The sequence below is a fragment of the Solidesulfovibrio alcoholivorans DSM 5433 genome (assembly GCF_000702665.1).
Classification (GTDB): Bacteria; Desulfobacterota; Desulfovibrionia; order Desulfovibrionales; family Desulfovibrionaceae; genus Solidesulfovibrio; species Solidesulfovibrio alcoholivorans.
In genome coordinates, this window is the sequence record NZ_JNJA01000009.1 from 1 (window position 1) to 24,419 (window position 24,419).

At 62.6% G+C, this 24,419-nt stretch carries 22 protein-coding genes; 9 read left to right on the forward strand and 13 right to left on the reverse strand.

What is annotated here, in order from left to right; translation table 11 throughout:
• Window positions 1–28: 28 nt before the first annotated feature.
• The 8 genes from Q368_RS0115245 to Q368_RS0115285 form a co-directional block, all read right to left on the reverse strand.
• Window positions 29–418, reverse strand: coding sequence for an ERCC4 domain-containing protein (locus Q368_RS0115245; protein WP_029459921.1), 390 nt, complete (start codon window positions 416–418; stop codon window positions 29–31).
• Window positions 399–758 carry a hypothetical protein gene (locus tag Q368_RS0115250; protein WP_029459922.1) on the reverse strand — a complete coding sequence of 120 codons (360 nt, stop codon included), beginning with the start codon at window positions 756–758 and terminating at the stop codon, window positions 399–401. Before Q368_RS0115250 ends, Q368_RS0115245 begins: the two co-directional genes overlap by 20 nt.
• 369 nt (window positions 759–1,127) lie before the next feature.
• Entirely contained in the window at window positions 1,128–3,887 is a 2,760-nt protein-coding gene (locus Q368_RS0115255) for a TOTE conflict system archaeo-eukaryotic primase domain-containing protein (RefSeq protein WP_029459923.1), read from the reverse strand.
• Window positions 3,884–4,240, reverse strand: coding sequence for a hypothetical protein (locus tag Q368_RS0115260; RefSeq protein WP_029459924.1), 357 nt, complete (start codon window positions 4,238–4,240; stop codon window positions 3,884–3,886). Before Q368_RS0115260 ends, Q368_RS0115255 begins: the two co-directional genes overlap by 4 nt.
• Window positions 4,241–4,509: 269 nt before the next feature.
• Entirely contained in the window at window positions 4,510–4,761 is a 252-nt protein-coding gene (locus Q368_RS0115265) for a hypothetical protein (protein ID WP_029459925.1), read from the reverse strand.
• Window positions 4,762–4,958: 197 nt separating this feature from the next.
• A complete protein-coding gene (locus Q368_RS0115270; protein WP_029459926.1) occupies window positions 4,959–5,537 on the reverse strand; it encodes a hypothetical protein in 579 nt (192 codons plus the stop codon).
• Window positions 5,538–5,643: 106 nt separating this feature from the next.
• Window positions 5,644–5,784: a hypothetical protein gene (locus Q368_RS26655; RefSeq protein WP_169740602.1), complete on the reverse strand. Its 141-nt coding sequence runs from the start codon at window positions 5,782–5,784 to the stop codon at window positions 5,644–5,646.
• A 255-nt stretch (window positions 5,785–6,039) separates the two neighbouring features.
• On the reverse strand, window positions 6,040–7,269 hold the full coding sequence (locus Q368_RS0115285) for a tyrosine-type recombinase/integrase (protein WP_029459927.1): 1,230 nt from the start codon (window positions 7,267–7,269) through the stop codon (window positions 6,040–6,042).
• A 787-nt stretch (window positions 7,270–8,056) separates the two neighbouring features.
• Here Q368_RS0115285 and Q368_RS26660 point away from each other — a divergent pair.
• The gene (locus tag Q368_RS26660) at window positions 8,057–8,230 is read left to right on the forward strand and encodes a hypothetical protein (RefSeq protein WP_169740603.1); all 174 of its coding nucleotides are present in this window, start codon (window positions 8,057–8,059) and stop codon (window positions 8,228–8,230) included.
• A gap of 153 nt (window positions 8,231–8,383) precedes the next feature.
• Here Q368_RS26660 and Q368_RS0115300 read toward each other — a convergent pair whose 3' ends face one another.
• The 4 genes from Q368_RS0115300 to Q368_RS0115315 form a co-directional block, all read right to left on the reverse strand.
• Window positions 8,384–10,654, reverse strand: a complete 2,271-nt coding sequence (locus tag Q368_RS0115300) for a methyl-accepting chemotaxis protein (protein WP_029459928.1) — start codon at window positions 10,652–10,654, stop codon at window positions 8,384–8,386.
• Between the two features lie 446 nt (window positions 10,655–11,100).
• Window positions 11,101–12,648 carry a glycosyltransferase family protein gene (locus Q368_RS0115305; protein ID WP_156955756.1) on the reverse strand — a complete coding sequence of 516 codons (1,548 nt, stop codon included), beginning with the start codon at window positions 12,646–12,648 and terminating at the stop codon, window positions 11,101–11,103.
• Window positions 12,649–12,913: 265 nt separating this feature from the next.
• On the reverse strand, window positions 12,914–14,092 hold the full coding sequence (locus Q368_RS0115310) for a BMP family lipoprotein (protein WP_029459930.1): 1,179 nt from the start codon (window positions 14,090–14,092) through the stop codon (window positions 12,914–12,916).
• An 82-nt stretch (window positions 14,093–14,174) separates the two neighbouring features.
• Complete coding sequence (locus tag Q368_RS0115315; RefSeq protein ID WP_052360189.1) at window positions 14,175–15,311, reverse strand: acyltransferase family protein; 1,137 nt, start codon at window positions 15,309–15,311, stop codon at window positions 14,175–14,177.
• 288 nt (window positions 15,312–15,599) lie between these two features.
• Between Q368_RS0115315 and Q368_RS0115325 the strand changes: the two genes are divergently transcribed.
• From Q368_RS0115325 to Q368_RS0115335, 3 genes are all read left to right on the forward strand, one after another.
• Window positions 15,600–16,850 (forward strand): hypothetical protein, encoded by a 1,251-nt coding sequence (locus Q368_RS0115325; RefSeq protein ID WP_052360190.1) that lies wholly within the window; start codon window positions 15,600–15,602, stop codon window positions 16,848–16,850.
• A 97-nt stretch (window positions 16,851–16,947) separates the two neighbouring features.
• Window positions 16,948–17,739 carry a class I SAM-dependent methyltransferase gene (locus Q368_RS0115330; RefSeq protein WP_029459933.1) on the forward strand — a complete coding sequence of 264 codons (792 nt, stop codon included), beginning with the start codon at window positions 16,948–16,950 and terminating at the stop codon, window positions 17,737–17,739.
• Between the two features lie 374 nt (window positions 17,740–18,113).
• Window positions 18,114–18,359 carry a hypothetical protein gene (locus Q368_RS0115335; protein ID WP_029459934.1) on the forward strand — a complete coding sequence of 82 codons (246 nt, stop codon included), beginning with the start codon at window positions 18,114–18,116 and terminating at the stop codon, window positions 18,357–18,359.
• Window positions 18,360–18,508: 149 nt separating this feature from the next.
• On the opposite strand, the gene Q368_RS0115340 is transcribed toward Q368_RS0115335, so the two are convergent.
• Complete coding sequence (locus Q368_RS0115340) at window positions 18,509–19,795, reverse strand: Nramp family divalent metal transporter (protein WP_029459935.1); 1,287 nt, start codon at window positions 19,793–19,795, stop codon at window positions 18,509–18,511.
• Window positions 19,796–19,924: 129 nt separating this feature from the next.
• Between Q368_RS0115340 and Q368_RS0115345 the strand changes: the two genes are divergently transcribed.
• The 5 genes from Q368_RS0115345 to Q368_RS26770 all read left to right on the forward strand — a co-directional run bounded on the left by Q368_RS0115345 (window position 19,925) and on the right by Q368_RS26770 (window position 24,397).
• Window positions 19,925–20,395 carry a MarR family winged helix-turn-helix transcriptional regulator gene (locus Q368_RS0115345; RefSeq protein WP_029459936.1) on the forward strand — a complete coding sequence of 157 codons (471 nt, stop codon included), beginning with the start codon at window positions 19,925–19,927 and terminating at the stop codon, window positions 20,393–20,395.
• On the forward strand, window positions 20,392–21,600 hold the full coding sequence (locus tag Q368_RS0115350) for an HlyD family secretion protein (protein ID WP_029459937.1): 1,209 nt from the start codon (window positions 20,392–20,394) through the stop codon (window positions 21,598–21,600). The genes Q368_RS0115345 and Q368_RS0115350 overlap by 4 nt, the downstream gene beginning before the upstream one ends.
• A 3-nt stretch (window positions 21,601–21,603) precedes the next feature.
• On the forward strand, window positions 21,604–23,160 hold the full coding sequence (locus Q368_RS0115355; RefSeq protein WP_029459938.1) for a DHA2 family efflux MFS transporter permease subunit: 1,557 nt from the start codon (window positions 21,604–21,606) through the stop codon (window positions 23,158–23,160).
• A 75-nt stretch (window positions 23,161–23,235) separates the two neighbouring features.
• Complete coding sequence (locus tag Q368_RS23980; RefSeq protein WP_052360191.1) at window positions 23,236–23,781, forward strand: DUF3795 domain-containing protein; 546 nt, start codon at window positions 23,236–23,238, stop codon at window positions 23,779–23,781.
• A gap of 124 nt (window positions 23,782–23,905) precedes the next feature.
• Window positions 23,906–24,397 carry a hypothetical protein gene (locus Q368_RS26770; protein WP_211249786.1) on the forward strand — a complete coding sequence of 164 codons (492 nt, stop codon included), beginning with the start codon at window positions 23,906–23,908 and terminating at the stop codon, window positions 24,395–24,397.
• Window positions 24,398–24,419 lie beyond the last annotated feature (22 nt).

Here is a 24,419-nt window from a genome sequence, read left to right on the forward strand (position 1 = left end):
CGATTTCATACAGGTATTTTGCCAGGAATTAATAGGTATAATATTCACAAGCCTTTCTACTCCCGGCAAATATAAATGGTGTACCATATCTAATTTGCCACGCTATCACGCTCTGACAGGCTGCATGTGGCTTCATGGCACTACGGTACATTCCTTTTGCCAAATCCTCGAACGACGCCTCTACAACGACACAGAAGCGGTCCAGCGACCGGGCGCGAGCAAGTTCTTTCTCGAAGCGTTCGCGGCCGGAAGTGAGACAGCCCAACAGGTCATCAATACTCTTGCGCTCGACGGCAATCTTGTCCTCGAAGCCGATGATGGAGTAATCGCCGACGTTGAGCGTTGCTGGCTCTGTCGTACAGTCGTAGCCGGCGAAATCGTAGGCAAGCTTCTCTCTGTTATCGACGGCTAGTCGCATAACGTCCCCCAGACTTCGACCGTTTCTTGTCAAATTTACGACCAAGCCGTTCGCACCACGCAATACCGTCGTCGTCCGCCTCCCTGTGGGCCGCGAAATATTCGTTGAGCAAGCGTGTGTAGACGACATTGTAGGCCAACTGGCTTTTCAGCATCGGATTATCCGATTCCGCGAACCAGCCCACGAGCTTCATCATGGGCGGCTTCACATGGCGGTGAAAGAGTCGGACACTTCCTTGTGACTGCCGGCCGTACCTGCGGGCCTCGGCGACGAGCAAGGCAAGGCGGGGTTCGAGGAGGACCAAACGGTCCCAGGAAATATCAGTGACGGTGCCTTCCATGGCGATATCCTTTCCGGCACTCCGGCCGGGGCTAGTGGTTGTCTTTCAACACCCAGAAATAACAGATTATTATTTGCAAAGGTGATGACATCACCCCTCCATCACCCTAAAATCACCAATAACATGCCGAAATTGTTCCTCATCACCTTCATCACCCTTTTGGGAGACACCCCCCCTATATAAAAGGGGACGAAGGCAGGCAGTGTGAGAGGGGAAAACGGTCCCTCGTGTGTACCCCCTCTTTCAGAACGGTGATAAAGGTGATAGTTAATAGTTTTCAATGGGTTATATGGTGATGGAGGGGTGATGAAACGCCTAAAAAGGGTGATGAGGGGTGATGAAAAGGTGATGGGCATAGTTTTCAACACCTTACGACTGAGATGCCCACTCTTCGGGGACGTCGAGGCCCTTTTCGACCATTCCGCCCACGTCAAGGGTGACTCCCTTCCGAGACCGCGTGCCCATCCAAATGGACCCGAACCCTCGGCAATACTCCTCGCCCTGCAACTGTTTCCTGAACGTCGCCTCCGGGATGACGTCTCCGTCGAACCCATGCACACGCGCCCATTTCGAGAAGACGGGATAGGCTCCCGCGACGTGGAGCCGCAGGGACTGCCCGTCAGAGTAGAAATGGACGTCAGGCTCCAAGTGGTCGGGAAAGGCGTATTCACGGCCTTGGTTGCGTTCGATGAAGGCCGACATGCGCCCCATGGCTTCCAGGATTCGGTCCACGGCCGACTTCCGGGGACCGCCATCTTCGGACGTGCCGGCCAGGATTGCAGAATCGACGGGAGCCGCGTCGAAAGTCATGCCGAGGACGTCACCCAAGACACCCAGGCCGAAACGGACCACGGCTGCATTGTTCCGGGGACGGTCCTCAAGGGCGTGGGATACCTCGCGCCAGCACTGCCGTAGCCGCGCCGCCACGGTCTCCTGTTCTATCCGTAGCGCGTGCTCCAGGATCGTGCGCCCCAGGCGATCCAGCGGCAGGCGCTGCACCTTTTGGAACCCGGCCCGATATGGAGCACTGGCGCGGCGGGTCATGGACACGGTCGCCAACCGGTCAAGAACCGCCGTTTCGGTGAAGCCTGTTTCACCAACGAGCGCGATAGGGGCTTGGTAACGGTACGATCGCATCGTCTGGTCCGCCATGCCGCGTTGCCCCTCGAAAGCGTTGTAGCTGTCGCGGATAAGGTTTGAGACCAAGTTCTGTTGACGTTCCGACATCCGAGAAGACTTGTTCTCTTCAAAAATGAGCGGAATGGAGTTGCTGCCATCTACGGCTCTCATGAGCGTGAACCGCGTCTGTTCTCCCAACGCACGTGCTGCCCCATGGAGCGCCCATAGCCGCGCCACAATGGCCGTCACGGTTGAGGATTTCCCGGCCCCGGCTTCGCCCTCAATGTCCAACGCCGGGAAGGCGTCAAGCGCCTCCCGAATGGCCGGCGCAAAGAAACAGGCAGCGGTCCAGCCCAAGATGGGCAACGCCACTTCAGGGACGTTGAATCCGAGGATGCTTTCCCGGATCGCGGCCAAGTCTTCGGCCGTGGCGGTCTCGGTGCTGAGCAGCCGGCAGGGGTTGGCCACCTCGTTGATGAACACCAGCCCATCGGCTTGGCCATCCGGGGTCAAGCCTCCCTCGCTCGTGACGAAAGTCCCGTCGTGGAAACCGGCAGTCCTGACGCCGCGTCGCTGGTTCATCTCCATCCCGGCCAGGAACCCGCGCACGAGTTGCACGTCCACGGCGGACCCTGTGAAAATGAACTCCCGACCGGGCATGACACGCAGGAATTTCTGCGTGGATGTCCAGCAGTCCGGGGGGAACAACACCTCGCGAGAAACCTTGCCTGCGATCAGGGTTGCCCTGACATATTCCCCTTCGCCGTCCACGCTAATGGCTTCGATGGGGCGGAAGACGAAGCTCGTCACGGGCTTGTACTCGACCTCGCCCTTGTCGCTGAACTTCACCCGGCACAGGCGGCCGTCGTGTTCGACCAGGGAAGAAACCGCGCCGGCGCTCCCCGCGTCATCCCGGGAGGGGATCGTTATAGGGCTGGCCGTGCCGTACTCCAGGCCATCCCTGACCGTCTGCATAGCCGCCGTTACGTCCTGAGCGCCGCTGTCAACGACGGCTTGGCGCAACGCCTCAAGGACAGCCGCGCCGTCTAGGTACCGCAAATACCCACCGATGGTTCGGGCCGCTTTCAGCCGAACGTCATGCTGGTCGCCCGGGCGGCTTTGGCGGATTTTCTCGCAGCAGCTTTCCAGGACTTTTTCAGCGTAGCGTCTTTCGCTCGGGGAGACGCCAGCGGTCGAGGTGGTGCTTTGGGGGACGCGCTCATGTGTACCGGCGGCAGGTTCGGGGCGCTTGAGGCTCCATTCCTGAATAACCCGGTCGAGGTCGGCTTCGGTCACGCGCTTGATGGCCTTGAGCGCCGCCACCTGATCCGCGAACGGCTCCATGGTTTCCGGGTCCAGCAGGAGGGTGAAGCCCTTTTCCACGGCCGCGCCCTGAAACGGCATGGCCACCAAGTTTCCAAGGTCCGCTCCGCCGCGCAGCGCATCCTGCATTGGAATGAGACGGTCAAAGCTGCTCAGTTCGTCGCCCTCGGCCAGGACGTGCGCCTCCTCCAACATGGCGAAGTAAACGAGACGGGCCTTCCAGGCGGGCACCGGGGCATCGAAGAAAAACGCACCGTGGTACCCCGCCCCGGAGCGGGAGGTGAGGATATTGAACTGTAGTTCCTGAACCTCGGCCACGTCCTTGACAGCCACGACATCTTTTTTCGGGTCGCGGTCGCCACCATGATTATCGAAATCCCCGACGATGAAATTGCAGGAGCCGCCCGGGAGAAGCGGGTAGCAGCCGAGCACTTCTTTCCCGTTCAGATGCTTTTGGACCAGATCGTCAGTAAGCGGTTGGTACTGTTTGACGGTGCAGTGTTTGCACAAGCCGCGTGTCTCGCCGCCGGCCTTTTTGGCCTTGGCAATGGGGCACTCGGAAGTCAGGCGCACTGCACACATAGGCGAATAGCCAGCCCGACCGCCTTTAAATTCCCACCGACGCGGAACGACATCCTGACGGCCATTATAGAGCGACCGAAGAATGTTGATGAGTTCGGCGCTCATTGGCAAAGCTCCTTTCTCGCTTCCAGGAGCCAAGCCGTAACGGCGGTCGCCTTGGGGTTGTTGTTGTGTTTGTCAGGGTGGCACAGGAAGATGAGGTCTTTTATGTGCCCCGCAAACTTACCGTTAGCTTTTTGGGCGTTCTCTTGCTCCAGTTGCCGGCAATATCCTTCGTAATAGTCTACGATATGCCGAAGATTACGAATCTCCGACTTCAAAGACATTACGTAGGAATCGCTGCTGGTTTCTGGTTTCCTTTTTGCCTTCAACCAACAGTCGAGGCAGACCTTCTTCCACGGTTCGTCCTTGTAGAACTTCGCGCCGCAGCGGGGGCAGGTGGCGTAGTAGCTGTTCATCTCGCCACCTCCGCTACCCGCAGCATTTCGCGCATGGCGTCGAACCATGCCGGCCACAGGACAAGGCATCCCGACCACAAGGAGGATGCAAGCAGCCCCTCGAGGGAAAGGAGGTGGAAATAGAGCCCAGATGACTTGACTATTGCAGCAGTATAAACTACAAAACTCTTGTCACCACTGTGCTTTTTCCATCTAGACGACGCACAACACCCAAGGAAGCCGGTCTTGCCCACCGGCTTTTTTGTTGCGTATTGCATGGAGCGCCCCCATTACGCCTTGTTCCGGCGAATGATGCGGGGACGGTTCTGGAGCCAGTCCAAAAAGCTGTCGCGTTCCAGAACGATGCGGCCGTTGATCTTGCGATGCACGGGGCCAGTACCATTACTGATGGCGTTGTGGACCGTGCCCACGGCGATGGTGTCAGGGAAGAGGCGGGGGACGGCGGTCACGCCGAAGTGGGTAGGACACTCACGGCGGGCCGTCTCAAAGAAGTCAGGGGCCGAAGTCTTGTCGCACTGCATGGGGTAACTCCTCCACCGGGTTCATTCGTGAACACCGATGAAGGAATTTCACCATGTCAGAACATCTGACGCATATCGGGGCGGGGCGAAAGCAATGACTTTTTTAGTGTGCTATTTTGAGTTGTTGTGTAATAGAGCAAGGGTTTAATGAGTCAGAAACGAACCGTCAGAACTTCTGACGCGTCAGAAATGGGCCGTCAGTTAGAGCGGGGGAGGAGGCGGCCAACCTTTTTTTCCAGCCGGTTTCGTTCCTTGTCTAAGGCCTTTTTGTCGAGTCGATTTTTCCCATTCACCCACACCTCGCAGTCGGTTGGCCAAAGCGCCACGGCGATTTCGATATCCGTCTTGCCCTCGGCTCTCATGCGGCGGACAAGTTCCTGCTGTTCTTCTCTGGTAGCGACTCTACGATTATTAGGTGTTGGCTTTCCCTCGACCACGGGTGCACCCTGCTCAACGACTTGCATCAGTGCCACAGACGTTCCCCGATAGTAGGCCTCAACCTCGGCGCTCAGGACGTCCAGTTCGTCGAGAACCATTCCTGCTTCGGCGCTACCTTCTTTTCGTTTGATCAGCCACCAGTCGGACGTCGATTCGATTCGGTCTTTGAGTAGACCTTTGACCAGGACTCCGCGAAACATATCCGTTTTTACCGAGCGCTCCTCGGCAGCAACGGCGTAGCTGAACAACTCTCGAAGCCGTTCAACAGTCCAGACTTTTTCAATTCGCAGCCTCGGATATTTGTCAAAAAAATTCTCAAAGCCAGCGTTCGATTCCATAACAAGCTCCTGTGCTTGCTCCTGAGAAAATCCCCCGGCCAACCGTTCAGGAAGACGGCTTTTCGCCAGCGATGATCAGTCGCCAACTAGGCCGGGGAAATGTTGGTCAATCCCTCTTACGCTTCTTGCTCTTAAACAGCCGCCAGTAGAACTTGCGGTGATTGATGCCCGGCCACCAGCGCATGGCGACGATGGCCGCGAGAAGAAGGGCCAAGTAGATGAGGTGGAGCGCGTCGGATTGGTTCATGGTGGGCCGGGCTATGCCTCCATCCTGGTAGCAAAGACGTGATCCCCGCAACCTTGGCCGTCCTCAATCTGGGGCCAGACGGCCAGAGTGCCGACCTCGCCGTTGAGGAGCCCGCGTACGATGGTAGGCGCGTGCCGACGGCAGGTATCGTTGATTCGCCAGCGGCAGGAGGCGCAGGTGGGCAAGCGTGTGCCGGGTTTCCTCTCCCTGGCCAGATTCGGTTGAGGCATGAGGATTCCTCCTTACCGGATGAGTCTAGCGGTCTCCGAGGTGCACAACCTTCTTGTTCCTGGCGGCCTTCTCCATGCCCGCTTCCAGGGTCTTGACCGCCCGGCGCAGCTTGTCCGGGCTCAGATGGCTGTATCTCTCGGTCATGGCCAGTGTGCCATGGCCCATAAGCTCCTTGACGGTGTAGAGGTCCACGCCCTGCTCGACCAGCCAGGACGCGAAAGAATGGCGCAGGGTATGGAAGACAACCTTCTGGCGGCGGTCGATGACACCGTTGTTGAGGCCAAGCCCATCGGCCACAAGCTGGAAGGTGTTCGACATTTCCACGATGCGCTCCCCGGTACGGCTCGGGAACACAAGGCCGCTCGGGAGCCTCCCTGTCTGCCGGGCCGAAAGCATGTCCTTCACGACATCGGTCATGATGGCCGCCCGGCACTTGCCGCTTTTGGTGTCGCGCAGGGTCAGGACGCCGCGCCCCAGGTCCACGTCCTGCCAGGTCAGGGAGAAGATTTCCCCGGCCCGAAGACCGCAGTGTAAGGAAAGAAGCGCCATGCTGTGCACGTCGGGAGAACGATCCGCCAGGGCGGAAAGCAGGCGGTCGGCTTCGTCGTGGGTCAGGAAGCGCAGGCGGCGGTTGTCGGCCGTGGGCTTCTTGACGAAGGCCACCGGATTGTCCCCATGGAACAGCCCATTGCGCTTGGCAAAGTTGAACACCTGCCGCACCACGGCAAGGCAGTAGTGCGTGGTCTTGGGAGACTTGCCGGCTTCGAGCATGACCTTTTTCAGGCGCTCCAGGTCAAAGGGCGCGATCTCCACCAGGGGCTTGTCGCCAAGGACGCCTCCGATCCAGTTCCGATAGAAGCCGTCTTCTTTATCGCAGGACACCTTGGACTTGTTCAACCGGGCGGCGGGCATGTAGCTGTCGTGGAAAATCTGTCCGAAGGTGACAAGATCGCGAGCCCGGGCTTCCTCTTCCTGGCGCTCCTGCTCACGCCGGGCCTCGGCCTGCTTGCGCTTCTCAGCCAGTGTGACGCAGCCCTCCCCCGTCCTGGCGGCTTCCTGGAGCTTGGCCAGGGCCTGGGCCGCCTTCGCCGCCGTCCAGCCCTGGGACGCCCATCCAAGGGCCTCTTCGCGACGCTTGCCCTCTACCCGGTAGCGGATGACGAAATACTGATCGGGCCTCACGCCATGCTTGCGGGTCGGATGTTCCCGATACCGAACGCCTTCATGCTTCGTCTGGTTCCAGGTGTAGCCCATCGCTGTCTCCCGGATTTTGTCCCCCACCTGTCCCCCAAAAATCGAGGAAACGAGGTGAAATCGAGTGAACGCTAATGAGCGACAAATAGGGATTAACCCCTGTACAGTCAAGGCTTTTATGTGATTGAGTGAACCCCGATGAAACCAGAATCTAGGAACTGTTAACCACTAGGTTGGCGGTTCGAGTCCGTCCCGGGGAGCCAGCAGATTCAGGGAGTCGGACCTAAGGTCCGACTCCCTTTTTCTTTTGGCGGCGCGAGTTGCCTGCCCTGTGTCCCCGGATTCGGGGTCCCACGCGGGTGAAGCGTGGTAGGCAGATCCCCCTTGCCGCCGCTCCGAAAAGAACAAAATCGACCGGTTTTGCCGGAGTGCTTACACGACAACCTCTCGACTTCATGTAGCAAGCGCTGACGAGCGCTGATGCGGCACCACGGTTCAGGTGCCTCGTGTGCGGGGAGACCGTCAAACCGGACGCTGCAACCGAATCCGCCGAGGGGACCGTCTACACCCTGGCTTGCCGCAAATACGGAGCCAAGGACACGGGAACGGTCCGTCCCGCAGCGCCGCCGGCAGAATCCCCCGCCTGATCGCCGGCTTCCCGCTCGCCTGCGGGTTACGCTGCCTACCCGGCCAGGAGCCGGGCCGGCGTCACCTCCCCTTGGAGAAACGACGTCAGCCCGGCCCGCGCAATCCCCCCGCTCCGATCGCCAGGAAACAAAAGCAGGCGCCATGGGCGCTCTTGCATCTTCCTTGGTGACATATGCTCCGCCCGTTGCTACCGTGTATCATGGAATGGATCTTTATCGGCCTTGCTGTGGGTCTTGTTGCCTTGGTGGCCATCTTCGCGATAGCGGCCAATAGCCATGATGGCGTGACCGTCCCCGGTTATTTCGACTTCGACAAATACAAATCCCAGGAACTTTCCAAGCGGGGACTCTTCGACAAGACGAAATGGCGTTGATTCCGGTTGCCGCGTTTCCCTTCCCGCCAGAGGATGCGGCTCCCTTTTCCTTGTTGGCGCGGCCACGTTCCCACGCCGCGCGCCTGCCGCGAATTGTCCAAAAAAGAAGGCGGCCGCAGCCGCCTTCCTGTTCTGTGCGAATGCGCCGCGCGTTCAATCCGCCTTGAGCGTATCGACGAGGCGCGTCAGGGCTTGCGCCTGTTGGGCGAGTTCGTCCACGGAACCGGCGGCGCGGGCCATGGCGTCGGCCGTTTCCTCGGAAATCCGGTTGATGTCGTCCACGGCCCGGTTGATCTGTTCGCTGGCCGCCGACTGTTCCTCGGACGCCGTGGCGATGGAACGCACCTGATCCGCGGAACTCTCGACAATGGACACGATCTCCCCGAGCACGTCGCCCGAACGGTTGGCCAGCTCCGTGGCCTGGTCCACGGCCCGGGCCGCCCCTTCCACGCCCTCGATGCTGGAGCGCGCGCCCGCCTGGATGGCGCGGATGGCGTTGCCCACCTCGCTCGTGGCGGTCATGGTCTTTTCCGCGAGCTTCCTGACTTCGTCGGCGACCACGGCGAAACCGCGCCCGGCCTCACCGGCGCGCGCCGCCTCGATGGCGGCATTGAGTGCGAGCAGGTTCGTCTGGTCGGCGATGTCGGAAATGACGCCGATGATGTTGCCGATGCCCTCGGCCTGCTTGCCGAGTTCGTCCATGTTGTCCCGCAACGTGGCGGCGCGCACCTGCACGCCGCTTATGGCCGCGACCACCTGGCGCACCACGTCCGCCCCGTCCTTGGCCTTGTCCCGGGCCGTGCCCGCGCCCTGGGCCGCCTCAGAGGCGTTCCTCGCGACCTCGAGCACCGTGGCGTTCATCTGCTCCATGGCCGTGGCCGTTTCGCCGGCGTGCTGGCGCTGCAGGTCCGCGCCCTCCTTGGACTGGTCGATCTGGGAGGCGAGATCCGTGGACGCCTGGGCCACGGCCCGGGCCACGTCCTCGACGCTCGCCGCGGCATCGAGCTTGCCTTGGCGTTCGGCCTCGGCCGCATGGCGTCGCGCCTCCTCGGCCTCGGCCACGGCCTTGCGGGCGCGTTCCGCCTCGGCGGCGGCTTCCTGCGACTTGCCTTCGGCCTGCGCGATCATCCGCTTGAGGTTGTCGACCATGCGCGACAGCGCCCTGGCGAGCACACCCGTTTCGTCGGTCTGCCTGAGGGAAAGCGTATGGGAGAAATCGCCTTCGGCCACCTTTTCGGCATAATCCGCCGCCTGCTTGAGCGGCCGCACGAGGCCCGAGGCGAATGCCCACAACACGCCCAGGGCCAGCGCCGCGACGCCGAGCCCGACGCCGACCTGCCACATGGCGTTTTCCCGGTTGAGCTGCGTCAACTGGCCGTCGAGCGCCTTGCGTTCGGCCAGCGCGATGTCGGGATGGACGCGGATGAGCACGGCCCAGGGGCGGTCCGTGCGGCCGAGCGTGACCGGGGCCAGGGCCCGGTAGACGCCTGTGGCCGGGCTGACGTCGAGCATCGCCCTGCCGGCTTCCACGTTCTGGCTGATGCTTTCCCAATCCTTGACGATCGTCTTCAACGGCTGGCCGATGGCTTCGGGATGTTCGCTGCTGGCGACCACAAGGCCGATGTGGCTGATGATGGTCACGTCTCCCCTACCTTCGTAGAGGCTCGTGTCCACCTTTTTGACCAGATCCTGTAGAAAATTGAGCCGCAGATCCGCGCCCGCCAGACCCAGGTACTTGCCGTTTTCCTTGATGGGCGCATTGAGTGTGGCCAGCCAGTCCCGCTTGCCCTGGATGATGTAGGGCAGCGGGTCGAGGGCGATTTCCTTGCCCGTTTCCCGCGAGCCGAGATACCAGGCCCCCTTGCCCACACCATTGTCGTTGACTTCCCGGCTTTCGTAATCCGCCAGCGCCTGGCGGGCGATCTTGCCGTTGGCGTCGCGGTTCCAGTAGGGGATGAAGCGGCCGCTCGCGTCGTAACCGGCGTCGGTCTTGCCGGCGAACTCCTTGTCGCGGCCGTCCAGGGCGTCGGGCTCCCAGGCCGAGTACGCGCCCAGATAGGCCGGGTTGTTCTCGAGCACCCGGTGCAGGATGTCATTGAAGATGTCGCGCGACGGATTCGGGATGCCGTCCTTGGCGGCAAGCCGGGCCATGTGTTCGCGCACGACCTCGAACACCTTGGCCATGGTTCTGGCGGTGATGAGGTTGTCTTCCAGGGCGCTTTGAACGACCGAGGCCTGGTTGGCCGCAAGCGTCGCCAAGTTGCGTTTCGCCTCTTGTTCGAGCAGGTCGCCCACACGTTTCGAGACCAGTTCCTGGGCCTTGTTTGAAGAATAAAGATTATACCCGACGAGAACAGCGGCGGTCGCCAACAAGCAACTCCCTGCAAGAAGAAGAATTTTCGTCTGGATCGATCTGAGTTGCATAAACTTTCCCCTCTGCCGAACAAAAATATCACCGATTAACACGAACGATACGCCGCCAAAGCCATTATACAACAAAGCGAACAACTATCGCAATATGCAGACAGAATACGACATCGTTCCCAGCAAAACCCAAAGCCGGCGACAATGGATTCTCTACGAATACCACCGGGATCCCCACTTCGCAATCTCGAATTGCATGGTCGGATTTGCCCCTTCTCCCGGCATGAACGGTGCGCACGGCACACGGCGCGGCGCAGTGGCCAGCGCTCGTTCCCACAGCAGCAGCCCTCCAAAATAAGCGCCGGGCCAAGGACCCGGCGCTTCGTGTCTTGCCGCGAGACGGCTCGAAGAGTCCGCCTTGTGCGTTCTCTCCTCCTCAGGACAACAGTGGATTGCGACAACGCCCTGACACGCCGCGAACCTCCGGGGAGCCTGTGCGATCGCTCCTAGTTGTCCGCGCCGCCATTGTCCACGGCAATCAGGCAGGGTCCGATGCCCACGGTCTCCGGATGCCGCATTTTCCCGACCAGCGCCTGGGCAAACGGCCTCCAGGCGTTCTCCTTCGTGTTCGGACACAACACCACCGCCCCGAGCGGCAGTCCGCCGAGATGGGCGTCGATATCGCCGACCACGGCCCCTGTCCGGTCATACGCCCACTTGGGAAAGACAATTCCCTTCCGTTCACTGTAGTAGTTGATCTCACTGCTCCAATCGATGCCGAACACGACGACGGCGGAATGCTGCGGCGTCTTCTTCTTGATGAAATCACCGATGGCGACCGTCAGCCTGTTCGGATTTTCCAGCACCGTCTCAAAACTGTTCAAATGAAATGAGCCCACCATGACAAGAAGAAAAAAACCACACAGAAAATTGCTGTACCGCACATATCCCAGTTCATGGAGCCCGGACATGACAAGGCTTGCGAACAAAACGACAAAGATGGCGACGGGCGTCTGATAGTAGTTGTGGACGACATGCAAATTATAAAAAATAGCAAGGGGGAGAACAAAAAAAAGGAGGGAAAGAAATGCCCTGGTGCGTGCCTCCGGCTTGAGCAGCGGATAGAAGAACAAAATAATGACGAACATGCCGCAATAGCCGAAAATGTCATCCATGGCCCGCGACATGAAACGGATGAAAACGTCGTAATCGGCCCGCTGCGCCAGAGTGCCGAAATTCCATTGCCGCAGCGCCAGGGCCGTCATCGACCGGCCGAAGACGTTCTCCGCCTTCACGGCGTCCGAATACGCCACCCAGGCGACAAGGACGGCGACGGTGACGGCCATGACGCCGGCCCAGGCCGCGGCGCGCCGCAAGGCGGTCCTCCGCTCGGCCCAGAGCTTCTCCCCGAGCAGCAACGCACCGGCCAGGTAGAACGGCGGCGCCGTGGTCACCTTCACCAGCAGGCCCAGGCAACCGAAAAGCCCGGCTCCGAAAAGGGCAAGCAGGGAGCCGCGTTCGCGGTAGGCAAGGGTGGCCCACAAAAACAGGGTGAACAGAAACAGGGAGAACGTCTCGATCATGAACGTCCTCCCCCAAAAGACGTAAATCGGAGAAGCCAGATACAGCGGCGCGAAAAAGAGGAACTGCTCGTTGTCGCCAGACAGGCATCGCAGGATGCGTTGCGCCGGGAACAGTACCGCGAGCATCGCAAACCAGGAAAGGCAGCGCCCGGCCACCGCCAGCGGCATGCCCACGGCGTGCAGCAATGCCGCCAGAATCTGGTACAGGGGGAATTCATACGGAATGGACCAGGGCGAGCCCACGACCGGCGTCTGGTAATCGAGAACAGCCCAGTGCTCGGGAAGCCAGAACGCCGTCACGGCCGTCTGCGTCTGCCGGAAAGCGTGCATGTCCGTAAGGGGGCCATCGAGATAAAAAGTGAATATGAAAAAACTATGCAGGAATGCCGCGAAAAACAACAAATACAAAAAAAGATGTTCCGTCCGCCGGAGCGTGTCCAACTGCCGCCGCATGACATGCAAAGAATTCACGGGGAACGCTCCTTCTCCCTTCGACAAACCCGCTGTGCGAACGCACCTCTTCCAGGCAAACCTGATGCAAAAGCGCCCCGACCCTGCTTCGAGGCGCTCCTTCGAAAAACGCTGCCGCCGGCCACAGCCATACGGATTGCGGCGCAGGTACAGGCGTCCTGCCAGATTTACCCGACGTCGGCAACGCGCCGCAACAGCAGCGCACCGCGACACAATGGCACAGGCGCGCGGCGTTGCGCCCCTTTCCCGGCGCGTCGCCTCACGTCTATCGCGTCGCGCTGTCCCCTTGCATGCCCTGCAGCAGCTGCGGACAGAACCACAATTCCTTTGCCGTGGCCGAGCGGCCGGCCGGCACGAAAACCGCGCCGTCCTGGTAGGTCAGCGGCCCGGCATAGAGGTCGATCCTGCCCGCGCCGAGGTCCGCGACGAAGCGGTCCAGGGCCTTTTTGTTCTCCCCGGCGAGGCCGGGGCCGGACTCGAAGCCCACGGCGCTTTTGTCCGGGTCGTTGAGGGCCGCGAACTCGGGCGACAGCCAGGTGAAGGACGGCTTCCAGGTTCCGGCGGCCACGTCCCGGGCCACGGCGAGAAACGGCGGCCCCCAGTTGAAGTACGGCACGCCGAGGCAGGCTTCCGGGGCCAGGCGGCAGGCCGGCCGGTACACGTAGGGCAGGGCGTGGACTTCGGCTCCGGCCTTGCGCCGCGCCGCGGCCACGACCAGCGCCTCCGGGGCGTCGAGGCCCGAGATCAGCACATCGTAGCCCTGGTCGAAAAACGCCCCGGCCATCTGGCTGGGATCGGCCGTCACGCCGGGGATGTTGAACCAAAATCCGATCCAGCCGACCTTGAAAGCGAGGTCTTCGGGCTTTTTGCCACGCACGCGCTCCCAGGCGTAGCGCGCGCCGAGGTAGGCGGCGTTGGCCACGCGGCGGGTCTCGGCGTTCACGAGCGGCCCCAGGTAGCCGATCTTCCCGGTCCTGGTCGTCATGGCCGCGGCGAACCCGGCCATCATCTTGGCGTATTCGATCTTGGCGAACAGGTTGCCCAGGTTTTTCGGCGCATCCCCCTTGAGCACGTCGTCGCCGGAAACATGGACGAATACGACATCCGGATGCTGGGCCGCGGCCTCGAGGAGGCCGTCGCGCATGTCGTCGGAGCCGGCCAGGATCAGCCGCGCCCCCTTGGCGACCATGTCGTCCACGACCTGGGGAATAGTCATGCCCGGACGGTCGGCCGGGTTGACCTTGTCGAGGTAGAGCATCTTCGCCCCCGGAAGATGGGCCTCGACGTACTTGCCGCCCTCGTACTGGGCCTGGCTGTAGCCCTTGTCGTTATAGGGGCCGACGAGCAGCAGCCCGAAGGACAGCGGCGTGCCGGCGGCAAGGCCGACGGAGGCGAAACACAGGCACAAGGCAAGAACGGCCGGGACGAAATGGACGCGGCGCATACGATACCCCCTGGATTTCTGCGATTCCTGGCGGCCGACGGTACAAGAACCGGCGCGGTTGCGCCAGCGGCGGGGCGCGGCGTCAGGCCCGGATCGTCAGCCCGCGCGCGGCGAGCGCCGCCGCCGCGCCCCAGGCGGCCAGCAGAAAAAGGACCGCCCAGGCCAGGGAAGCGGCATACGGATCGGGCCAGCCGCCGAAGAGCGCGCGAAAGCAGACGGTTTGCAGGCTTGTCCGCACGCCCGCCCCGGCCGGCAGCGTGATGTGGCGCAGGACCGTGGCCGCAAGCGAGGCCGCGACGTACACGGCCAGGGCGTTTTTCCCGAGCGCCTGCAAGGGCGCGGCCCAGGCGGCGGGGTGTTCCGGGCCGTCGAGCAGACGATGGGCGACAGCCAGGAGCGTCACGCCGACGCCCCCGGCAAAGCAGGCGAAAGAGCTCGTAAAAAGGGATTTGTTGAAGGGCAGGGCCGCGTCCCAGGCAAGCCCCAAGGCGATCATGGCCGCGCCGGCTGCCGCGACGCCAAACGCACCCGTCCCGCCCCGGCGCAGCCAGCGCCCGGCCAACACGCCGACAAGCCCCAGAGCCGCGGCGGGAAGCGTGGACAGCACGCCCTCGGGATCCCAGAGCGTCCCGGCCTTCCAGATGTGGCGGCCGAACACGAACTGGTCGAGCCAGCCTTCCAGGTTGGCTTCGCGGGCAAGGCTCGGCTGCCCCAGGCCCGGCACCGGGGCCCACGCGAGCAGCAGCCAGTAGCCGAGCAGCGCCCCGGCCACGATGGCGACAAGCGTCCTGTCCGCGCGCACGCGCACGTGCAGCCAGGCCGCGACGGCGTAGACCACGGCGATGCGCTGGAGCACTCCGGGGATGCGCAGCGCGGCGACGCTCAGGCGCAGCCAGGCGTTTTCCCCAAGCCCCAACAGGAAGAGCACGCACACCCGTTTAAGCGCCCGGAGCCGGAATCCGGGCACGAGGCCGGCGGCCACGGCCTCCCTGTCCACGGCCAGGGCGACGCTTGCGCCGACGAGAAAAAGAAACAATGGGAAAACGAGGTCCGCCGCCGTTGCGCCGTGCCAGGCGGCATGCCGCAACGGGGCATAGACATGGGTCTGGTCTCCGGGATTGTTGGCCAGGATCATGCCGGCTACGGCCAAACCGCGCAGACAGTCCACCGAAGCCAGGCGCTTGCCGGTTCGTAGCGCCGTGCGGGCTCCATCGTGCATCGGCATCCTCCCTGCGCTGGACAAATGAAACTCCCAGCGCCTTCCGGCGGCAAGTTACCCAAGCTTCACTTTCCCCGGGCGCACTCTCGCCTTCCCGCCGCCCCCGGTCGCATCCCGAAGCAGGCCCGAAAAGCGGCTACCGGCGGCAACCACTCGCCCCGCCATGCGACGCCCGTCGCGCCAGGGCTGCCTGCGGCGTTGCCAACCCGCTCCCTTTTCCCTATGGGGATAATAGGCATTTCGAGGCCCGGACGTCTTCCGCAATCCCCCAACCCGGAAAGGACCGCCATGGCCCTGCGCGTTTCCGCCCTTTTTGCCGCCTGCCTGGCGCTTGCGCTGGCCTGCGCGACGCACGCGGCGTCCCAGGACTTCGAGTTGCCGCTTTTCATCCCGGCCATCACGTCCATCCCCCTGTCCCTCGACTCCGACGGCGACGGCCTGCCGGACGTCTGGGAACTGCGCGGCTACGTCGAAAACGGCGTTTTCGTGAACCTGCCGGCCATGGGGGCCAATCCCAGGCGCAAGGATCTGTTCGTCTGGATGGACTACATGGTCGAAAACGAGGGGCAGCCCGGCGAAACGAGCTTTGCGCCGTCCCAGACGGTCATCGACAACATCAAGGCCGTCTTCGCCAACGCAGCGGCGACCAATCCCGACGGCACGGCCGGCATCGTCATCCACCCCGTCCTCAAAAACAAGGTCCCGTACAAGGCAAACCTCGGCGTCGCCGGCGACGACGCCTCGGTGTGGACCGACTTCGACGCGCTCAAAAACGCTTCCTTCGACAAGTCCTACGTCCGGTCCTACCGGTACATGATCTGGGCCAACGACTACCAGTCCAGCGGATCGAGCGGCCTGGCGCGCAACATCCCGGCCACGGACTTCATCGTCAGCCTCGGCACCTTCAACCCTTCGGGCGGCACGGACTGGGAAAAGCTCGGCACCTTCATCCACGAACTGGGACACTGCCTGGGACTGCGGCACGGCGGCCCCAACGACACCAATTACAAGCCAAACTATCTGAGCATCATGAACTACACGTTCCAGTTCAGCGGCTTGCACAAGGACGGGCATTTCGGCGAAGCTGGCTATCCGCTGCGCTACGATTACCAGCGCATGGCGACGCCGACCCTCGACGAGAACAACCTCAACGAGCCGGCGGGCCTGACCGGGGCCGCGGACATCTCCGCATACGGCACGCAATTCTACTATTATTCCAACGCACAATGTATAAAGGTCGCCATCTCCGGCGCCGCGTCGCCCATCGACTGGAACCGGGACAACCGGTACACGACCGGCGTGCAATTCGTCATCCGCTGCGACGCGGGCGAAACCACGCCGCAGCCCGAAGCCCCGGAAGTCCTGGCGACGCAAAACGACTGGGCGCACATCAATTACAACGCCGGCGGCCTGCTCGGCCCCAGTATGACCAAGTCGCAGCGCCAAAGCCGCCTCGCCGCGCCCATTCCCGAATCCCTCAAACATGAAATGACCTACGAAATGTACCAGAAGATACGCAACGCGCCTTCCGCGCCGTAGCGGCTCCTTCGGCACGCTGCATCTTTCGGGCATGACTTTCGCGCCGCTTCCTGATAGGCACGCCCGGTGTTGTACTTTCCACTGCAAGCGGGGCGTCATGGACAGCTGGTTTGAGAACCATTTCCTGCATGCCGCCCGCATCATCCACGGATTTCTGGCCGAACGCATGGCGCTCGAGGGCACGCGTATCCTTGATTTCGGCTGCGGCGACGGCATCACGGCCCTGGGGCTCACCCGGTTCGGCGTCGGCGCGGTTGTCGGCGTGGACATCAACGCCTCCTTCCGCCACCTGCCGGTCCTGGCCGCGGCCAACTGCGGCATGGACGCCCTGCCCGAAACCCTCTCCTTCGTGCGCGTCGCGCCGGACTGCGCGTTGCCCTTTGCCGACGGCAGCTTCGACGCGGTCTATTCCTGGTCGGTGTTCGAGCACCTGCACGACGTGGGAACCGCCCTGGCGGCCTTGCGCCGCGTGCTGCGGCCGGGCGGGCACTGCCTGATCCAGATCGACCCGCTCTATTACTCGCCGTTCGGCTCCCACCTGCAACGCCTCGTGCCCACGCCCTGGGGCCATCTGCTGGAGAGCGCGGCCGCGTTCGCGAGCCGGGCCAGGGAGGCCGCAGACGGGGCCAGGGAAGACGACAAGGGCGACCTGCTCTACGCGAAAAACGATTTCGCGGGGTTCAAAAAACATCTCGTCGAACAATTCCTGGACCTCAACCGCCTGACGGTGCGCCAGCTGCTCTACTTCGCCCAGGCCTCGGGCCTGACCGTGCTGTCGGCGCTGCCGGTGCGGGTTTCGGGCGAATTCGTCCCGCCGCCGCAACTGGCTTGCGCCTATCCGGCCGACGACCTGCTGACGAGCACGATCTACCTGGTGTTGCGCAATTGACACACGGGCATTTCGGAATGCCAAGAAACGCCTTTCTCCAGATCGCCTCCGCTTCAATCCATATCCCAGGGTATTATCCCCATATAAATACAACGATACATGCCGATATGCAATCATCTCCCGCAAGATGCTTCAGCAGCACCCACTTTGTTCCCAGGAATTTCAAATTTTATTTCCAGGATAAATTGCGCATTTAAACGCAACCTTTATCAATACGTTATCCTATTTATCCATTTTCCCAAAATACTTCCATGCAACGCCATACGAACCGCCAATTCCGCACATGCGCTTTTTTCTTTTTCCCGCAGCGTTGCTTGCGCTCCCCCCAAGAGCGTTATATGCAGTTGAAAAAGTTCCGTTCGAGGAGGGAACCCATGAAAAAGTTCATCGTTTTGGCTGCTGCGCTCACGCTGGCCCTGTCCGCCGCCCCGGCTTTCGCCAAGGGCAAGAAGGTCTCCAAAAAGGCCGCCAAGGCCACCTGGGAATGCAACGTCGGCGGTACGACCTCCATGGTCGCCAGCGTCAACGAGTGCATGAAGATGGGCGGCATGGTCACCAACTACCCCGGCCCGGACAAGGCCGCCCCCGTCAAGAAGGGCAAGAAAGCCAAGAAAAAGTAGCTTTCCGGTTTTCGTGAGGGGAGAACGCCGCCGCCCGGCTGGTCCGGACGACGGCGTTTTTGTTTGCGGCCGCGCGGCGGCCTGCCGCACGGCCCGCACGCCTTTGCAAAAGGACGGCTGCGACCCGCGTGCGGCGCATCCCGGCCGTCTCAGGCCAGGGTGTCGATGAGCAGCATGATGTTGAGCGCTATCACCACCGCCGCGACCACGAGCAGCACGGCCGTGGTGAACGGCCGGTTGGCGTAGGGCCCCATGACCGCGCGGCGCGAGGTCAGCCCGATTTGCAGCAGGATGGTGATGGGCAGCTGGATCGAAAGCGCGATCTGCGACCAGATGAGGCCCTTCAGCGGATCGCCCACGAACAGGATGGCCACGGCCGCGCCGACCAGGGTGATGACCACGCCCAGGCGCGAATGGCTGTCGCGGATGTCGTAGGGCTCACCGAAGATGCCCGCGAAGATGCTGCCCCCGGCCATGCCCGCCGTCACCGACGAGGCCACGCCGGCGAAAAGCAGGCTCACCGCGAACACCAGCCCCGCCGCCGGCCCGACCAGCGGCGAAAGCAGCGCCTTGGCCTGGTCCAGCTCCGCCACCGAGATGTGCTGGCTGAAAAAGGCCGCCGCCGCGAGCAGGATCATGGCGCTGTTGATGCAAAAGCCGACCAGCATGGAAAATAGCGTGTCCAGGTATTCGTACTTGAGCTGGCGCTCGATCATCTCCGGCTTGTCCAGGTTCCACTGGCGGCTCTGGATCACCTCGGAGTGCAGGAAGAGGTTGTGCGGCATGACCACGGCCCCGAGCACGCTCATGACCACGGGCAGCGAGCCCTCGGGCAGGCGCGGCGTGACCCAGCCGGCCATGGCCTGCCCCCAATCGACGTGCACCAGGGACAGCTCGAAGACAAACGACAGCCCGATGAGCGACACGAAGCCGATGATGTATTTTTCCAGCCTTCGGTAGGATTTGGCAAAAAGCATCCACAAGACCACGACCAGGGTCAGGCAGGTGCCGGCGGGGAGCGGCAGCCCGAACAGCATGCGCAGGGCGATGGCCCCGCCGAGCAGCTCGGCCAGGGCCGTGGACACCGCCGCCGCCACGGCCGTGCCGAGCGCTGTCGCCGCCACCGGGCGCGGCAGGTGTTTCATGGCCGCCTCGGACAGGCACAGGCCCGTGGCGATGCCGAGGTGCGCGGCGTTGTGCTGGAGCACGATCAGCATCAGCGTGGAAAGCGAAACCATCCACAGGAGCTTGTAGCCGAAATCCGACCCCGCGGCCACGTTGGAGGCCCAGTTGCCCGGGTCGATGAAGCCCACCGTGACGAGCAGCCCCGGCCCCACGTATTTGAAGATCTCCAGGGCCGTCAGCCGGGGCTTCGCGTGGTCCTTGAAACGGACCATGTCCCCCACGGCCCGCGTCAGCCGCTTGAACGCTTCCATGGCGAACCTCCTCCCGCACTTGCCTTCGCACACTGCCAGAACAGTGCTGCGGCGGCAATGCGCCACCTGCCTTGACGGCAATGATTGGCATGTATATTTTCCGCACGACAACCAAAACAAGGCGTCAGCATGAACGCACCTTTTTCCTACGATCTCGACACCGCCGTGGGGTACGCCATCGGCCACACGGCGCACCGCCTCAAGATGGGGCTGCGCCGCGCGTTCACCGCGGCGGGACACGACGTCACCCCGGAGCAATGGGTGGTGCTCTACCGGCTCTACGAAAGCCAGGGGCTGACCCAGGTGGAGCTCGGCGAGCGCACGGTCAAGGACAAGACCAGCATCACCCGCATCCTGGACCGGCTGGAGAGCAAGGTCCTGGCCGAACGCCGCCGCGACGCCAACGACCGCCGCAGCCAGCGCATCTTCCTGACCGCGGCCGGCCGTGGCCTGGTCGAACACCTCGTGCCCCTGGTGCGCGCCTACGCCGCCGAGGCCTTTGCCGACGTCCCCCCCGAGGACCGCGACCACCTGCGGCGCATCCTCGCCAACATCGAAACGCGTCTGGACGCCATGCCCGAACCAAAGGACCCCGCATGAAGCCGATCTTCCGTTCCAAGCACAAACCCGAGGGCCCGCCGTCCAAACGCAAGCGCATCGTGCTCGGCGTCGTGGCCGTGCTCGTGATCGTCAGCTTCGGCTACTACCTCTACACCCGGGGGCTCGTGGCCACGGACGACGCCTTCGTCGACGGCCGGGTCCATCCCATCACCCCGCGCGTGGCCGGCTACGTCAACGAGGTGCCCGTGACCGACAACCAGCTCGTGGCCAAAGGCGACGTGCTGGTGGTGCTCGACCCCACGGACTACGCCGTGGCCCTGGCCCAGGCCAAGGCCGACCTGGCCGCGGCCGAGGCGCAACTCGCCGCCCAGGACCTCGGCGTGCCGTTGCAACGGTCCCAGACCTCCTCCCGGGTCGATTCGGCCAAGGCCCAACTCGAAGCGCAGCAACGCGGCCTGGACCAGGCCGTCAAGGAACGCGACGCCGCCGACCAGCTCGTGGCGCAGATCCAGGCCCAGCTCGACCAGGACAAGCTCGACTACACGCGTATCAGCCAGCTGCGGCTCAAGGACGTGGTTTCCCAGTCCGACCTCGACAACATCGAAAACAAGCGCCGGGGCCACGAGGCCGAACTGCGCGCGGCCCAGGCCAAGGCCGCCGCCGCGGCGCGCGGCCTCGAATCCATCCAGGCCGACATCAAGCGCCTGGGGTCCCAGATCGACCTGGCCAGGACCGGCGAGGACCAGGCCGTCATCCAGACCAAGGAAGCCGCGGCCCAGCAGGCCAGGGTCGAACTGGCCAGGGAAAAGGTCCGCCAGGCCGAGCTCAACCTGGGCTATACCCGCATCGTCGCGCCGGTTGCCGGGCACGTGACCAAAAAGCAGATCGAATCCGGCCGGCTGGTGTCCGCCGGCCAGTCGCTCATGACCATCGTGCCGCTCGACGCGGACGAGTTGTGGGTCACGGCCAACTACAAGGAAACGCAGCTTAAAAACGTCCACCCCGGCCAGCGCGTGACCATGGAGGTGGACACCTACCCCGGCCGCGAGATCACGGGCAGGGTCGATTCCATCATGGCCGGCACGGGCGCGGTCTTCTCCCTGTTCCCCACGGAAAACGCCACGGGCAACTACGTGAAGATCGTGCAGCGCATCCCGGTCAAGATCGTCTTCGACAAGGAAAACGGCGAACTGCCCAAACTGCGCCTGGGCATGAGCGTCGTGCCCACCATCCACGTCGACTGATCCATGAGCGAACGCGCCCCCAACAAGTGGTGCATCACCCTCGCGGTGATGGTGCCCACGCTGATCGAGATCCTCGACACCTCCATCGCCAACGTCGCCCTGGGGCACATCCAGGGCAGCCTTTCCGCCGGCCAGGACGAGGTGACCTGGGTGCTCACCTCGTATCTGGTTTCCAACGCCATCGTCATCCCCATCAGCGGATTCCTCTCGAAGGTGCTCGGACGGCGCAATTACCTGCTGCTGTCGGTGGTCGTCTTCACCGTCGCCTCCATGCTCTGCGGGCTGGCGACGAGCCTCGGCATGCTCGTGTTTTTCCGCATCGTCCAAGGCATCGGCGGCGGCGGGCTGCAACCCATGTCCCAGGCCATCCTGCTCGAGGCCTATCCCCCCCGGGAACGCGGCCTGGCCATGGCCATCTTCGCCATGGGCGCGGTCCTCGGCCCCATCCTCGGGCCGCTGCTTGGCGGCTACATCACGGACAACTATTCCTGGCGCTGGATCTTCAACATCAACGTGCCGGTGGGCGTACTCGCCATCGGGCTCATCTGGCTCTACATCAAGGACCCCGACTACCTGGAGCGGCGCAAGAAAGGCGATTCCGTGGACTACGTGGGGCTGGCGTTTTTGAGCGTGGGGCTCGGTTGCCTGCAGATCGTGCTCGACAAGGGCCAGCAGGACGACTGGTTCAACAACGACTTCATCCTGGCCCTTTCCGTCATCGCCGTGATCTGCCTGACCGCCTTCCTCGTCTGGGAACTGCGGATCAAGGAACCCATCGTCGATCTGCGCGTCTTCAAGGACCGCAGTTTCGCCACGGGCAACATGGTCATGTTCTTCGGGTTCTTCGCCTTTTTCGGGGCCATCGTGCTTTTGCCGCTCTACCTGCAAAACCTCATGGGCTACACGGCGTTTCTTTCCGGCGTCGTGCTCGGCCCGGGCGGGCTCATCATGCTCGTCATCCTGCCCGCGGTCGGCAAGCTGACGCAAAAGATCGACGCCCGCTTCATCCTCTTTATCGGGCTCCTCGTCAGCGCCTATTCCCTGTTCAACATGGCCGGGTTCAGCCTGGGCATCGACCTCGGCACGGCAATCACCGCGCGCAACATCCAGGCCATCGGCATCGCCTTCTTCTTCGTGCCGCTGTCCTACCTGACCATGGCCTACATCCCCAAGCAGGGCATGAACAACGCCTCGGCGGTGTTCAACCTGCTGCGAAACCTCGGCGGCTCCTTCGGCGTGGCCTTCGTCACCACGCTGCTCGCCCGCCGTGCGCAGTTCCACCAGGCGCGCCTGATCGAGAACCTCACCCCCTACGACCTGACCTACCAGACGACCTACGCGCAAATAAAAAGCTACCTCGAAGCCAAGTTCCTGGGCGTCCACGACGCGGCGCAGATGGCCTCGGCCGCCATGTACAAGCTCATGCTCCAGCAGGCCAACGCCATGGCCTTTTGCGACGTCTTCCACGCCCAGGGCCTGATGTTCCTCGGGCTCGCCGTGCTCATGTGGATCATGAAAAAGCCGCCCATGGGTTCCAACATGCCGGAGGGCATGCACTAACTGACGCTATTTCGTCGAAACGACGCCAGGCCGCACGCCCGGTTTTCGAAACGCCGCCTGACTGCTGGAGGCCAAATGGACAAGAAGCTTGTCTGCCCATGCGGATTAACCTGCTACGATTGCATGTTTTACAAGAAAGATATCTACGAAACCGCAGCCAAACTAAAACAACTCCTTGTCGACTCGAAGTTGGATGTCTTTTTGACTTTGTGCAGCAATGAAAAAACGATCGACGCCATGAGAGCGCATCTGGAATCGGACAACGCCGCGGCGCACAGCAAGCTCTCCGACAGACTTGGCCTCTTCAAGGACATGCCCGCATTCATGAAAGTCCTCGACGGCATCAGCAACATTCAATGCAAGACGACTTGCCGCGAGGCCGGCGGGTGCTCGACCGGCGGCGAGACGGCAAAATGCAAGGCTTTGAAATGCTTGGAATCAAAGAAATACGACGGATGCTGGCAGTGCGGCGAATTTGAGGACTGCGAGAAACTGCAATTCCTCAGGATGAGCTATGGACATGTCATCAATGAGAATTTGAACATCATCAAAGAAAAGGGCGCGGAAGAAGTCCCCTCGCGCGGCACGCAATACTACGCCTGGCAAAGAAAACTCTCCTGAGCGCTCCAGCCGGCGCGCCGCGCCTCCCGCTTGGCACGGCCTTGGCATCTGCTGTAGGCATGTGAGATGCGGGCCCTTGCCCGCCCCCGCAACCCAAGCCGTGCCAACCCGCAGGAGAAGCCCCATGAACGTATCGCGTCCCGCCGCCGTCCTGGCCCTGACCCTTGGCCTGTGCCTGACCCTGGCTGCCCCCGGCGAGGCGTTTCGCCGCAAAAGCACGGTCACCGGCCCCGGCGGCCGCAGCGCCACCAACGAGGCCACGACCGTGCGCACGCCCGGCGGCTACAGCCGCAGCGCCACGACCACGGGTCCCAACAACAACGCCGTCACCCGCAACTCCGCCGGACAGTACAACCCCGCCACCCGGACCTGGAGCAGCGGCAGCACCGCCACCGGCCCCGGCGGCGCGACGACCTCGCGGGCCGCCACGACCACGCGCACGCCCGGCGGCTACACCCACAGCGGCACCTACACCGGCCCCAACCAGAACTCCGTGAACAGAAGTTCCCAGGGACAGTGGGACCCGGCGACCAAGACCTGGAGCAACACCACCACCTACACCGGCCCCCAGGGAAACAGCGCCGACGTCAACCGCTCCACCACGGTCAGCCCGTAACTATCCGGCAAAACGGTTTTTC

Coding starts and splice junctions, on each gene's coding strand:
- Q368_RS0115330 (WP_029459933.1), top strand. CDS start 16,948: ATGGACAGCTGGTTTGAGAACCATTTCCTGCATGCCGCCCGCATCATC.
- Q368_RS0115270 (WP_029459926.1), bottom strand. CDS start 5,537: ATGGAATCGAACGCTGGCTTTGAGAATTTTTTTGACAAATATCCGAGG.
- Q368_RS0115285 (WP_029459927.1), bottom strand. CDS start 7,269: ATGGGCTACACCTGGAACCAGACGAAGCATGAAGGCGTTCGGTATCGG.
- Q368_RS0115255 (WP_029459923.1), bottom strand. CDS start 3,887: ATGAGCGCCGAACTCATCAACATTCTTCGGTCGCTCTATAATGGCCGT.
- Q368_RS0115350 (WP_029459937.1), top strand. CDS start 20,392: ATGAAGCCGATCTTCCGTTCCAAGCACAAACCCGAGGGCCCGCCGTCC.
- Q368_RS26655 (WP_169740602.1), bottom strand. CDS start 5,784: ATGAACCAATCCGACGCGCTCCACCTCATCTACTTGGCCCTTCTTCTC.
- Q368_RS0115310 (WP_029459930.1), bottom strand. CDS start 14,092: ATGCGCCGCGTCCATTTCGTCCCGGCCGTTCTTGCCTTGTGCCTGTGT.
- Q368_RS26770 (WP_211249786.1), top strand. CDS start 23,906: ATGAACGTATCGCGTCCCGCCGCCGTCCTGGCCCTGACCCTTGGCCTG.
- Q368_RS23980 (WP_052360191.1), top strand. CDS start 23,236: ATGGACAAGAAGCTTGTCTGCCCATGCGGATTAACCTGCTACGATTGC.
- Q368_RS0115325 (WP_052360190.1), top strand. CDS start 15,600: ATGGCCCTGCGCGTTTCCGCCCTTTTTGCCGCCTGCCTGGCGCTTGCG.
- Q368_RS0115300 (WP_029459928.1), bottom strand. CDS start 10,654: ATGCAACTCAGATCGATCCAGACGAAAATTCTTCTTCTTGCAGGGAGT.
- Q368_RS0115355 (WP_029459938.1), top strand. CDS start 21,604: ATGAGCGAACGCGCCCCCAACAAGTGGTGCATCACCCTCGCGGTGATG.
- Q368_RS0115260 (WP_029459924.1), bottom strand. CDS start 4,240: ATGAACAGCTACTACGCCACCTGCCCCCGCTGCGGCGCGAAGTTCTAC.
- Q368_RS0115245 (WP_029459921.1), bottom strand. CDS start 418: ATGCGACTAGCCGTCGATAACAGAGAGAAGCTTGCCTACGATTTCGCC.
- Q368_RS0115315 (WP_052360189.1), bottom strand. CDS start 15,311: ATGCACGATGGAGCCCGCACGGCGCTACGAACCGGCAAGCGCCTGGCT.
- Q368_RS0115265 (WP_029459925.1), bottom strand. CDS start 4,761: ATGCAGTGCGACAAGACTTCGGCCCCTGACTTCTTTGAGACGGCCCGC.
- Q368_RS26660 (WP_169740603.1), top strand. CDS start 8,057: ATGGAATGGATCTTTATCGGCCTTGCTGTGGGTCTTGTTGCCTTGGTG.
- Q368_RS0115340 (WP_029459935.1), bottom strand. CDS start 19,795: ATGGAAGCGTTCAAGCGGCTGACGCGGGCCGTGGGGGACATGGTCCGT.
- Q368_RS0115345 (WP_029459936.1), top strand. CDS start 19,925: ATGAACGCACCTTTTTCCTACGATCTCGACACCGCCGTGGGGTACGCC.
- Q368_RS0115335 (WP_029459934.1), top strand. CDS start 18,114: ATGAAAAAGTTCATCGTTTTGGCTGCTGCGCTCACGCTGGCCCTGTCC.
- Q368_RS0115250 (WP_029459922.1), bottom strand. CDS start 758: ATGGAAGGCACCGTCACTGATATTTCCTGGGACCGTTTGGTCCTCCTC.